10 protein-coding genes are annotated in these 12,215 nt (G+C 34.7%); 3 read left to right on the forward strand and 7 right to left on the reverse strand.

The genetic code is table 11. The features are described from left to right. Positions 1-106: 106 nt before the first annotated feature. From FHL05_RS11685 to FHL05_RS11695, 3 genes are all read right to left on the reverse strand, one after another. Positions 107-976, reverse strand: coding sequence for an arginase family protein (locus FHL05_RS11685; RefSeq protein ID WP_153522782.1), 870 nt, complete (start codon positions 974-976; stop codon positions 107-109). A 68-nt stretch (positions 977-1,044) separates the two neighbouring features. Continuing rightward, on the reverse strand, positions 1,045-1,365 hold the full coding sequence (locus FHL05_RS11690) for an ArsR/SmtB family transcription factor (protein WP_153522784.1): 321 nt from the start codon (positions 1,363-1,365) through the stop codon (positions 1,045-1,047). A gap of 67 nt (positions 1,366-1,432) precedes the next feature. Further along, positions 1,433-2,278 carry an NAD(P)H-binding protein gene (locus FHL05_RS11695; protein WP_153386414.1) on the reverse strand — a complete coding sequence of 282 codons (846 nt, stop codon included), beginning with the start codon at positions 2,276-2,278 and terminating at the stop codon, positions 1,433-1,435. Between the two features lie 156 nt (positions 2,279-2,434). Here FHL05_RS11695 and FHL05_RS11700 point away from each other — a divergent pair, with 156 nt between their 5' ends. Then, a complete protein-coding gene (locus FHL05_RS11700; protein ID WP_153386416.1) occupies positions 2,435-3,001 on the forward strand; it encodes a TetR/AcrR family transcriptional regulator C-terminal domain-containing protein in 567 nt (188 codons plus the stop codon). 15 nt (positions 3,002-3,016) lie between these two features. Further along, positions 3,017-4,279, forward strand: a complete 1,263-nt coding sequence (locus tag FHL05_RS11705; protein WP_153386418.1) for a replication-associated recombination protein A — start codon at positions 3,017-3,019, stop codon at positions 4,277-4,279. A gap of 44 nt (positions 4,280-4,323) precedes the next feature. On the opposite strand, the gene FHL05_RS11710 is transcribed toward FHL05_RS11705, so the two are convergent. Beyond that, a complete protein-coding gene (locus FHL05_RS11710; RefSeq protein WP_153386419.1) occupies positions 4,324-5,208 on the reverse strand; it encodes a LysR family transcriptional regulator in 885 nt (294 codons plus the stop codon). 464 nt (positions 5,209-5,672) lie between these two features. Between FHL05_RS11710 and FHL05_RS12900 the strand changes: the two genes are divergently transcribed. Then, positions 5,673-5,864 (forward strand): acyltransferase, encoded by a 192-nt coding sequence (locus FHL05_RS12900; protein ID WP_420360969.1) that lies wholly within the window; start codon positions 5,673-5,675, stop codon positions 5,862-5,864. A 23-nt stretch (positions 5,865-5,887) separates the two neighbouring features. Here FHL05_RS12900 and FHL05_RS11720 read toward each other — a convergent pair whose 3' ends face one another. The 3 genes from FHL05_RS11720 to ppsA all read right to left on the reverse strand — a co-directional run bounded on the left by FHL05_RS11720 (position 5,888) and on the right by ppsA (position 11,665). Then, complete coding sequence (locus FHL05_RS11720) at positions 5,888-8,764, reverse strand: family 78 glycoside hydrolase catalytic domain (protein WP_153386423.1); 2,877 nt, start codon at positions 8,762-8,764, stop codon at positions 5,888-5,890. A 127-nt stretch (positions 8,765-8,891) separates the two neighbouring features. Next, the gene (locus FHL05_RS11725; RefSeq protein WP_153386425.1) at positions 8,892-9,101 is read right to left on the reverse strand and encodes an MDR/zinc-dependent alcohol dehydrogenase-like family protein; all 210 of its coding nucleotides are present in this window, start codon (positions 9,099-9,101) and stop codon (positions 8,892-8,894) included. 161 nt (positions 9,102-9,262) lie between these two features. Then, positions 9,263-11,665, reverse strand: a complete 2,403-nt coding sequence (ppsA, locus tag FHL05_RS11730) for a phosphoenolpyruvate synthase (RefSeq protein WP_153386427.1) — start codon at positions 11,663-11,665, stop codon at positions 9,263-9,265. Positions 11,666-12,215 lie beyond the last annotated feature (550 nt).

The following is a 12,215-nucleotide window of genomic DNA, read 5'->3' on the forward strand; positions in this document are numbered from 1 at the left end:
TAAGCGTATCAATCTTCAAATTTTTTGGCTCCGAGCAAGCTCGTCAGCCAAATAAAAAACAGCTAGACCAATTATGATCTAACTGCTTATGTAAACTGCCATCAACTTAATTTGACGAACAGCCTTTAAAAATGGCTAATTTTTTTAAACCATTGTGTAAATTAATTGCATCCCAAGGCATATGTTCAGCAATTGATAACCCTACTAAATCAGAATTTGTGCTGACATCTTCCAAGACACGTAAAACTTGAGACAGTTTCATTGAACCAATAGCTGCTCCAAAATTATCTCTATCTAATCCTGGTTCCGCGGGCAAAATTGAGCGAAAATCATTAGGATCTAAGACATCTAAATCTAAATGAATGGCAATATGCTTAATTTTCTTGGATACAAGCCATTCGAGAATCTTTTGGCTATCAGTTACTAATTCATCTGGTGTAACGTAACTCATTTTAAGATCATTAACCATTTTATCCATAGGACGCAAATCATTGTATTTTAATCCAGCAAATAAAACTTTATCAGAAGAGATAGGATTCTTTACTTGATTGTTAAATTTAGAAGCGCCCTTTTGCAGTAAGTTAGCTACAACCATTTCATGAATATGACGTGAATCATCAGTATTAGAAATATCTGGATGAGCATCTAACCATATTACACCAAAATCATCTGGATATTTACCATGTAAGTAATCAAATGGGGCTTCAGAAATTGAACAATCGCCACCTAAAGTAACTACTCTTTGAGGATTTTTAACTGTTAAAGTATCATAAGTCGTTTGCATTTGATTTAATAAACTAGATTCGCCGTCAATCTCTTTATTGTCTGTTTCGGCAACGTCAGATACAGGAATTCTAATAGTTTCTGACTGTGAACTTTCTGGTACTAAGGCTTCTAAAATTTTAGCCCCCATTTGGTAATTGGGATTCATCCCACCTTGCCATTGTGGTAAAACGATTCTTAGATTCTCTTCCATAAGCAACCTCCACTATATTTATAAATCGGAAATTATCGATATTAAGTTTTAAAAACAAAAGGAACTAATTACAGTTCCTTTGTAATAAATTGGCCCAATGCTTGAATGTTTTTCTCATCACGTCGATAGTAAGTCCATTTGCCATGACGTTCTGAAATCAATAATCCACAACTTTGAAGATCACTTAAGTATTTTGAAACAGTTGATTGTGCAAGACCGGCTCGTTTGACAATATCTGTCGCACAAATACCACCCTTTTCTTTCATCATAAATTGCACAGTTTCACAGGATACCGAAGTAATCTCTTTTTGAGGATTTTTAAGCCATTGTAAAATATCGAGTCTTGTTTGATTAGACAGTGCTGAAAACAGCTTTGCATTAATTTCCATGTTTCTATTATATTCATATTTTGCGATTTGTAAATAGGTTTTTAAAAATTATTTTAATTATTATTTTTCACTCAGTAAGTCTTTTAATGGCATCTGATAATCGAGGCAATGGCTGACCAATTACTTTATCAAAAGTAGTTTGGTCGGCTTTTTCTTCGCCATTGTTACCTTTTGAAGTATAGGTCTGATAAGCTTTTGTCAGCATAATTTGTTGTGGCTCAATTCCAGCTTCTTGTAATTTCGATTCAAATTCAGTTGCTGAAACTTGTTTAATGTCTAGCTTTTCTCCAAGCGCCTCTTGAGTTGCTAAACCTAATTCTTGATAAGTCACTGGTTTCCTAGAAAGACTTAAAATTTCCTGGTCACTTGGATGAGTGATCACTTGAGCGCCAGCTTTGGCATATTCTGCTTTCAAAGCAAAAGAAGTTTTACCTTTATCAGAAAAGTATAAGAATTGTTTAGTCTTCTTAGCGTAATCGAACAAGGCTTGACTGATTTCCAAATACCAACTGTTACGTAAGAATGTGTGAGCAATTCCAGAATCTTTTATCCATCGTTCCGTTTCAGCATGATTGATTTCTAAGCCGAATTTGAAGAATTGTGGATCCAAAATACTAGTATAAGCAATGTATTTAACTCCATTATAAACAGCCGCATCAACAACATTTTTTTGAATATTGGGAATTGCTACGGAAACAAACAATAAGCGGTCAATGCCCTTTAAGGCTGATTTCATTGAGTCTAAATCAGAAAAGTTCCCAATACGAAGGTTGATACCATGTTTCTTCAAGCCGGCACCCTTCTTCTCGCTTCTTACTAATCCATATAGATTATCATTGGGAGCTAATTTTTGAAGATATTGGAGCGCATCGTGACCATATCCACCATTAGCACCAGTTACCATTATGTTCATATATAATTCTCCTCATCATTGTTTATTCTTATATCGCAAATACATTGTAAAGGGCAAATCATTGTCTTTCACTAGATAAAAATATTATTATGTATAATAACTAGATAAATAATAGGTTTTATATAAAATAAGTCCGGTATAAATGAGGTGAAACCTTTGGCTTTAAAAAATCAAACGAAATTATTATTTGCTAAAAAATTTGAAGAAATGCTGCAAACTACCCCACTCGATAAACTTCGCGTCGTTGATCTCTGCAAAGAATGTAATACGATTCCCCAAACTTTTTACTATCATTTTCATGATAAATACGAATTAGTGGCTTGGATTTTTATAAATGATTTTTCACTAACTTACTTAAAGATGGGTTCTAAATACTCGATTGAAAGTATTATCGAAAATTTGCAACAGATGGAAGAACATAAATTGTTTTATCAAAAGACTTATCTTGGCAATTATCAAAATTCCATCAACCAATATATTCAAGATTTTAATATCAAAACAGCACTGGCTGCAATCAAAGCCAATACACCGGAAAAGGAAGTTTCAACTGAACAAGTACTGGCTATCAAGTATCATTCTTATGGCATGATGGGACTATTCAAAGAATGGCTCCAAGATTCTAAACAAGTTACCATCCCCCAATTAGCAAAATTCCAATACAGCCACACGCCGAAATTTTTAACTACAGCTTATCAAAATTACGATTTTAAATGTTTGAAATAGAAAGGAAGTCTCAAATTGGCTTTTAACACACCATTAGCTGACCAAATGCGACCTCAAAAACTATCAGAAATGGTCGGACAAAAAGAACTCTTATCACCTGGTCAACCACTCCGCCAAATCATCGACCGTCACGTCAACATCCCATTATTATTATGGGGACCACCAGGGACTGGAAAAACCACTTTGGCACAGATTATCGCTCGAGAATATAAATATGCTTTTGCTTCATTTAATGCCTCAATTGACAATAAGGCTAAATTGACGCAATTGATCGACCTTTATCCTGAACAATCCTTTGTGCTCTTGATTGATGAAATGCATCGAATGACGACGACTTTACAAGATTTCTTACTGCCTTATTTAGAAAATGGTCATATCATGTTAATCGGTTCGACGACTGAAAATCCAGTTATGTCCGTCGTACCGGCTATTCGGTCGAGAAGTCAGATTTTTGAATTCAAGCCTCTTACGCAAAAAGACATTCAGACGATGCTAAAAAAAGCTGTGACACAAATTTATCAATTAACGGACGAACAGATTGAACCTAAAGCCTTGGAACTAATAGCTATTTCAGCTGATGGCGACTTGAGGATTGCCCTGAATACTTTGGAGACATTGCACGCTATCAATCCTGACAAATTAACCGTTAATGACGTGAAAAAGTTTGCCCAGCAGCAGCATTTTAATTACGACAAAAGGGCTACTAAACACTATGACTATCTGGCCGCCTATTCTGATTCAATGGCTGGTTCCGATACAGATGCAGCTTTGTACTATTTAGCAGTTTTATTGAAGAATAATGACATCAAATCAGTTGTCCGGAGACTTCGGGAAATCCCTTATACCTATATTGGTCTGGCTAATCCTCAACAAGTCACGCAAATCGTCGTAGCTGCCAATCAAGCTGAAAAGGTTGGAATGCCTAAGGCTAAATATCCCTTGATGTTTGCGACGATGCTGATGTGCATCTCTCCTAAATCTGGCTCTTTTGATGAAATTTGGGAAAAGTTGGATGAAGATACAAAACATCCTAATGAACATCCCATGCCTAGAGGCTTACGAGATATGCATTATAAGCATTCTAAAGAGATTACTGGTGGAGGCTTGATAGAATCTCCTTTTCAAGCACCGCATCAGATTGCTCAGCAAAATTATATGCCTAAAGGTTTGACCGGAAAACGCTATTACTATCCTAAGGATAATCAAAATGAGAAAAAATTAGGTGAGCAGTATCTCAAATTACACCGTTTGATTTATCAAGAAAACTATAAAGATTAAAATAACCAAGCAATCTTAATTTTATAATGATTGCTTGGTTATTTTTACTCATTATTATTACTATCGATTTTTATCATCATTTCAATGAATTTATTGACAATTGTTGGGACTTTACGTTGTTTACTCCAAATCATTTGTTGATAGATTGGTTTGACATTATCTATTTGTAAAAATTTCAAAGTTTTTGTTTCACCGACAAAAGCCCCACTAGCACACAATGGATAAGCAGTTTCATTGTCCGTTAAATATAAAGAATTGGAAACTAGGTTTTGTATGCCAACTAAGTTGAGCTGACTAAAAGAAATACCTAATAACGTTTTCATTTCCGATTGCATAATATTGTTACGGGTAATAAATAATGGCAATTTGAGTAAATCAGCCTTTTTAATACTAATTTGTTCTGGAAAACGCTTCTTTGGAACAACTACACCCCATTTATCAGTTAAATTAAGGTCTTTAGAATGGTATTTGATAGTTTCACTCGGTTTTAAAACTATTCCCAAATCTAATAAACCTTGATCCAACCTTTCTTGAATATCAGTACTGTCTAAATCATATAATTCAAACTTTACTCCTGGATATTTTTGATGATACTCTTTGATCACTGAAGCTAATAATTGTGCTGCATTCGCTTCAATGCACCCAACAGCGATTGTACCCACAATATCATTTTCAACTTGCTTGACTCTTTGTTGAGAACGTTCAATCATTTTAATAATTTGCTTAGCATCGTTTTGAAATTCTAAACCTGCTTTGGTCAAAATCATTTGGTGCTGCTCTCTGGTGAATAGTCTGGTCCCCAATTCATCTTCTAAAGATTTGAGTTGGCGACTTAGCGTGGGCTGAGTGATATGTAACTCTCTAGCAGCTTGGGAAATTGTCCCCAGTTGTGCAATCGTTAAAAAATATTTTAATAATCTCGTTTCCATGATTTTATCACCTTTTTATGCAAATATTGAATACTAATGTAATCAATATAAGTATTTTACATAAATAATTTTCTCTCTTACTATAAAAGTAGTCAATAAATATGAGGAGAAAGTAAATTAAGGAGTAATATATGAAAATTTACGATATGAATTCAGAAGAATACAAAGACAACGTGAAAGAAAGCGTTCGTTCCAAATCGCTTTGTTTTAAAATCAATAATCTTGATCCAAACGATCCTAAGCTTCGTAATTATTTGGACCAATTGTTTGAAAATCGTTTACCAGAAAATAGTACGATTTGGACTCCAACTCAAATCGACCGAGCTAATAAAATAAACATTGGTAAGAATGTCTTCATTAATCACAGTCTGATAACTATTGCCTTAGGTGGCATAACAATTGAGGATAATGTCCAGGTTGCCCCTGGAGTAACAATGTTAACAGCTAATCATGATATCGAGAAAATGAACATTCTTAAAACAGCTCCAATAACAATCAAAGAAGGTGCTTGGATTGGAGCTAAGGCTGTTCTTCTTCCAGGTGTGACAATTGGTAAGCATGCAATCGTTGGTGCTGGCAGTGTGGTAACCAAAGATGTAACTGAATATACCGTCGTCGGCGGGAATCCTGCCAAAGTAATTAAAACTTTAAAATAATATTAATAAAACGGGCCATACTTTTAATGAGTATGGTCTTTTTCGTTGATATTATTTTTAAAAGAATGACTCCCTGGAGTTAGTTTAATTTGATAATAATCAAAATTTGAGCACTCTGATATTAAATTTAAATTAACTGCATCAATTTTCTTTAATCTAAGTGTAGCTGACTGATTTACAGGAATAGTAACTTTCAAATCAGTTAACTTACTTCCATCAGAGAACCAACTGACCTTTATCAATCCATAGACTGAATCAAATGAACCATCGACTGAAGTGATACGAGTTTGATCATTATATTGCTTACTACGGTCGATTTCTGGAGCAATGATAATATTTTCAGTAGCTTTACTTGGATCAACTTTTATACCTAAAAGGTTTTTGTACAACCATTGAGCGATGGAACCATACGAATAGTGGTTAAACGAATTCATTGCCTCAGCAGAAATTCCTTTTTCTTTAGTATAAGAATCCCATCTTTCCCAAAGAGTCGTAGCACCATTTTTCACAGCTAAAAGCCATGATGGATTATCATCGCTGAGCAAAAGATCGTAAGCCAGATTATCTAGCCCTACTTCGCTCAAAACAGGCAATAAAACATTTATTCCTAAAAAACCGACGGATAATGATTTTTTAGGCATATTTTTTCTAAACTGTTGTCCTTTATTTTCTATAACTTGTTGTAAAACCTGGATTGCAGAATTTTTTTGTTTTTCATTAGCATAAAGTTTTAATTTTAAGAACCATAACAGACCTGTCTCTGAGTTATCGACAAATTCATAGCCTTGAAAAGACTTATCTACGTCGTCAGCTGTTTTTGTCAGTAAAGTGAACTTATCATCTTTTTCCAAGACATATTTATCTTGGATAAAACTTTTTATAGTGGAAAATAAATTTTTATAGGCTTTAGTATTTTCAATATTACCAATGACTTGTGACATCATGACCATTAATTTAGCTGTATAGGCACGATAAATGAGATTCATAAATGGTGTGGAAGCTGGAGCATATCCTAACCAGTCACCAAAGATATGATCATCATAATTAGTCTTCTCACTGTCTAAATCACCAATAAGATGCATATAATTATCCATTTGATCGTAATACATAGTGATAAATCGTTTATCACCAGTAAACTTATATAATTTCCAAGGCAAAATCACACCAATATCAGACCAACCAGAGGCTTGTGCATTAGCCAGTTTAGGGAAAAACGACATCGGCATAATAGCCTTATAAGCAAAACCAGATTCTGTCTGATTGATAACTCTTAAATAATTTTTTAAAAATGACACACTGTCGAATCCAATTAAACCACTTGCTGCAAAAACTTGAGCGTCAGCAGTCCAACCGCCTCTTTCAGCACGATTTGGCGAATCGATTGGAATGGAAAGATAATTTGATTGCTCTCCAAATTGAATATTTTTGACCAGACGATTTATTTGCGAATTATTAGTCTTTAAATCAGCTGTTTTAGTAGTTAACGAGCTAACTGGTACTTGATAAATTGATTTTACAGTTACCGGATTGTCACTTTCGACTTCAACGTATCTGAATCCATGAAAGGTCCATTTAGCATTGTAAGTATGTTCTTGATTATCAGTCGTCAAGAATACTTCTTCTGATTTGGCATCCCCACCAATTTCTGAAATCAAATTACGGTGATGCAACGAATTCTTTGGTCCATCGCTCCCCGTTTTCTCTTCAACGTTGCCTCGACCATCATTAAGTATTTCACCAGTCTTAAATTTAACTTTGGTTGGTTTAGATGTATTGGATTTAAAAGTAATCAATAAAGTTGCCGCCATATTTTGACCAAAATCAAATAATAGTCGCGTATTATCCTTTGCTATCAATTGATAAGCTTGAACTTCGTTTAATTTAACCTCACCAAGTTCTAACTGGACATTTGAAATAACTTCATCTGCTTGATAACTATTAACAGAAATTGGAGCATTTTTTTGGTTTAGAAATTCATAAGCCTTAGCACCATGACTTGGCGTTAAATTTTGTTGCAATTTCTTTTGATTGACTTTAGGTTCAATAACTGACTTTAGCTTGCTATTTTTTAAACTAAAATCGATGATTTCTCCATTATAGATATCGTTGTCGACGTGACTATATTGGTCATAAAATTTCCAATCTTTAATATCATTGGTGGTAATGACTTGCTTTTGCCCATTAGCATAAGAAATAATCAATTTAACAATCAAAAGTGGTCGTTTAATATTATCCTCAAATAAATCTTCATAGTTAGAAAATTGAGCAATCTTACCGAGGAAGTAACCTTTTCCAATCGGAATCTTTAAGTCGTTATCAGACTCAAGGTAAGATTTTACATCGTAAGCTTGGTAATTGATTTGGGTGTGATAATCAGTCCAACCAGGATTCAAAATTTCAACTAAATTATCTTGATCGTGTTGAATATCCTTTTGATTAATCAAAACATCATAAGATCCTAGACCAGAGATATAAAGAACGGCTGAATCGATATTTTCAATCCGTTGGTTCAACTTGAAGTCACGTGTAAAAATGGGCAACGAAGACTCATTATCGGAACTTAAGAAACGAATCTCGTCAAAACAAGCCTTAGTGAAAAATTTCTGTTGCTTCGATACAATCAAGTTACCGCGATTATCTCTAATTTTAACTTGCCAAAAATAAATTCTTTCAGAATTTAACAAAACATCTTCAAATTGATTATTAATCGTTTGAGAACTTTTGATATCCGGACTGCTCCAAATTACGTTTTTCTCATCAGAAATAACAATTTGGTATGAGGTTTGATGAATTTCGAAGGTTTGAGATTCATCTTTTCGTAATTTCCAATTGAAAGTGAGATTTTTATCCTCAACAATTGGATTTATTTCATGATTCAATTTTAAATCGTAAATTTTCATTTATTTGTACTCCCTCAAAAATTTTAAGGCTTAACAATTAAAATTATAACATCTGTGACTGTTGATAAAGTGACCATAGATTGCAAAAAAAACAGCTAGACCTCAAAGTCTAACTGTTTTTATTGATTTAAAGGACAACGACATACTTACCATTATATTTATTAGATTCAAGATTTTGTTGAGCTTGCCCAACATTTTCAAGGCCTTGATAAACATGAGCAATTGGAACTTCAATCTCTTTTTGTTCAATCTGTTTCAAAACTTTAGAAAGAACTTCAGCTGATAAATCAGTTGCTTCACCAGCATAACTAGTTAAGAAAACTCCAGATGGAATCATAATTGGATAGGTTTGGTTAACTTGATTGCTTTCATATTATGCCCCTTTTCGATAATAATATTACTTATATGAATTAATTATATCGCTAAACAAAAAGAACAGTTAGGCATACAACTGTCTAACTGTCCAATCACTATCCTGTGACAGATAGCATCAAATCGTTATTCCCAATCGTAATCGGTTGGGTCTTGTAAACCACGTCCTGTGGCCTTGTCCAACATAATTCTTTGTTCAAAGTGTGCAACGTTGCGTTTTGTTGCCTTGACCATGTCTGGGTTGACTGAAACGTAGTCAATACCACATTGAATCAAGAAGTTAGTGAAATCAGGGTATTCGGAAGGTGCTTGACCACAAATGGATACTGTCTTGCCATCTTTATGAGCGGCCTTGATCAAGTGCTTGATTGCACGTTTAACAGCAAGGTTACGTTCATCAAATAGATGTGCAACTGTATCATTGTTACGATCACAACCAAGAATTAACATTGCCAAGTCGTTTGAACCAATTGAGTAGCCGTCGACATATTGGTTAAACTTGTCGGCAAGGATGATATTTGAAGGAATCTCAGCCATCATGTAAACTTTAAAGTCTTCATTACGAACTAGTCCTTCATTTCTCATAATGTCAGTAACTTTCTTAGCTTCATCAACAGTTCTGACAAATGGGATCATCACATTCAAGTTCTTCAAACCAAATTCATTACGAACTTTCTTAACGGCGCCTAATTCTAGTTTGAAGGCTTCAATATACTTAGGATCGTAATAACGTGAAGCACCACGCCAACCTAAAAGATCTGCTGGCTCATGTGGTTCATACTTTTCTCCACCTTTGAGGTTACGATATTCACTTGACTTGAAGTCTGATAGACGGAGCACTACAGGTCTTGGTGCCATTGCACGAGCAACCTTAGAAATTCCGTCAGCCAACATATCGATAACTTTTTCTGGGTGTCCTTGTTCAATCAAATATAGTGGGTGTTCGTGAATAAAGGTTGTCCAGAGGAACTCTTCTCTCATGAGTCCAATTCCGTCAGCTGGAAGCGTTGAGTACTTCTCAGCCAAATCTGGATCACCTAAGTTCATCATGACACCGGTAGCAGTAGGAGCAAATGTTTCAGCAGCAACTACTTGGCCACCTTGTGCTGAATTGTTATCTTTCTTAACGATGCTATCAACTTTACCTTCGTAAACGATACCGTTTGTAGCATCAACTGTAATAACGTCACCAGTCTTCAAAACATCAGTTGCGGCAACTTTCTTACTCTTAGTACCAACGATACAAGGAATCTGCATTTCTCTAGAAACAATTGCGGCGTGACAAGTCATACCACCATTGTTAGTAACGATAGCGGCAGCTTTCTTCATAGCTGGAACCCAATCAGGTGAGGTCATCAATGTAACTAGGATTTCACCCTTCTTGAATTGGTCGATGTCTTCAGGATTATCGATAACGTGAACAACTCCACTAGCCATACCTGGACTTGCAGGTAATCCACGAACTAAGACTTTAGCATCAGATGCATCAACTGTGTCAGCATCTTCTTCTTTTGCAGCATCAGCCTTCTTCTTCTTTTGTGACCAAACTGTTTCTGGACGAGCTTGGACAATCCAGAGACGATCAGTGTTCTTATCCAAAGCAAATTCCATATCCATATAACAGCCATAGTGACGTTCGATTTCTTTAGCATAACCAGCTAATTCAATAACTTGGTCATCCGTAAGCACTTGTTTTTCTTGTAATTCATCAGGAACAGGTTCTTCTTTAGTACCACCGTTAGCGTCTCTAACTAATTCAATCGTTTGTTTAACGACGTTCTTTTCAACAATCTTCATTGATTGCTTATCTACAACGAAGTGATTAGGTGTAACTTTACCTAAAACAATATATTCACCTAAACCATAAATTGAATCAATCACAATCTTAGATGCGTCACCATTAGCAACGTTAACTGAGAACATGATACCTGATGCTTTTGAGAAGACAATCATTTGAACGGCAGCAGACAAAGCAACTTTTTCATGTGGGAAGTTTTGCTTGTGTCTGTAGTAAGTTGCCCGATCAGTAAACAATGATGAATAGCATTGTTGGACTCTATCAACAACATCATCTTCGCCTCTGATATTCAAATATGATTCTTGTTGACCAGCAAATGATGCGTTAGGCAAATCTTCAGCTGTGGCAGAAGATCTAATTGCTACAAATGGATTTGCTTGTCCAACTTTGTCAGCTAATTGAGCATAGCCTTCCTTGATGTCATCAGCTAAATCGTCAGGCATTTTAGCTCCGACAATCATATTTCTGATCTTTTCACATGTTTCATGAAGCTCATCTGAGTCTTCATAGTCTTTAATACCTTCTAGCAATGCATTAACTTTATCGTTCAACCCAGTTGCATTCATAAAATAACGATAGGCACGTGCTGTTGTTGCATAACCATAAGGTACCGGTACATTCATCGATGATGTCATTTCACCTAATGAAGAGGATTTACCTCCTACTAAATTGACATCTTTCCGATGTAAATCATCAAACCATAGAACGTTCGCAGTATCACGACTACTCATAATATTACCTCCTTGATATTTATACCTCGAATCAGTCCCAAACTATAAATGTAATCGCTTTCATGTTACAAATATATTATAGTTCACTTAGTCACAAAATGTTACCCTATTTTCTGATTTTAATTTTGATTTTTAAGTGATTTTTCCTTGACAAATTAATTGAATTGGTCTAGAGGTTGATATAAAAGCATTCTAATTTATATCAAATTTTATAAGAGGAATTCTAAAAATAGTCAATTGAAAGATAAATATTTCACAAAGGTTCACTTTGATAAATTTTTTATACCATATTTTACCGAAAAATTGACAAATAATATTGATTTGAATCTTTGGCATAAAAAAATACCTAAATTGTTTTTTATTAGGTATTTTTTGAACTATTTTTAATTAAAAATCCGAACGGCAAATGATGGTTTGAAACTGTTGGCGAATTTTATAATCAAGTTAGCCACTTTCAATAAAATTCCAAAATAAAAACACCAAGACGAAAAAATCAGGTATCATTGGAGTTCTCCACAAACAATGAAAGAGGTTTTTCGTCTTGATGCAA

It is taken from the genome of Companilactobacillus halodurans (genome assembly GCF_009600995.1).
In the GTDB taxonomy this organism is placed as follows: Bacteria; Bacillota; Bacilli; order Lactobacillales; family Lactobacillaceae; genus Companilactobacillus; species Companilactobacillus halodurans.

Coding starts and splice junctions, on each gene's coding strand:
- FHL05_RS11685 (WP_153522782.1), bottom strand. CDS start 976: ATGGAAGAGAATCTAAGAATCGTTTTACCACAATGGCAAGGTGGGATG.
- FHL05_RS11690 (WP_153522784.1), bottom strand. CDS start 1,365: ATGGAAATTAATGCAAAGCTGTTTTCAGCACTGTCTAATCAAACAAGA.
- FHL05_RS11695 (WP_153386414.1), bottom strand. CDS start 2,278: ATGAACATAATGGTAACTGGTGCTAATGGTGGATATGGTCACGATGCG.
- FHL05_RS11710 (WP_153386419.1), bottom strand. CDS start 5,208: ATGGAAACGAGATTATTAAAATATTTTTTAACGATTGCACAACTGGGG.
- FHL05_RS12900 (WP_420360969.1), top strand. CDS start 5,673: ATGAACATTCTTAAAACAGCTCCAATAACAATCAAAGAAGGTGCTTGG.
- FHL05_RS11720 (WP_153386423.1), bottom strand. CDS start 8,764: ATGAAAATTTACGATTTAAAATTGAATCATGAAATAAATCCAATTGTT.
- FHL05_RS11725 (WP_153386425.1), bottom strand. CDS start 9,101: ATGATTCCATCTGGAGTTTTCTTAACTAGTTATGCTGGTGAAGCAACT.
- ppsA (WP_153386427.1), bottom strand. CDS start 11,665: ATGAGTAGTCGTGATACTGCGAACGTTCTATGGTTTGATGATTTACAT.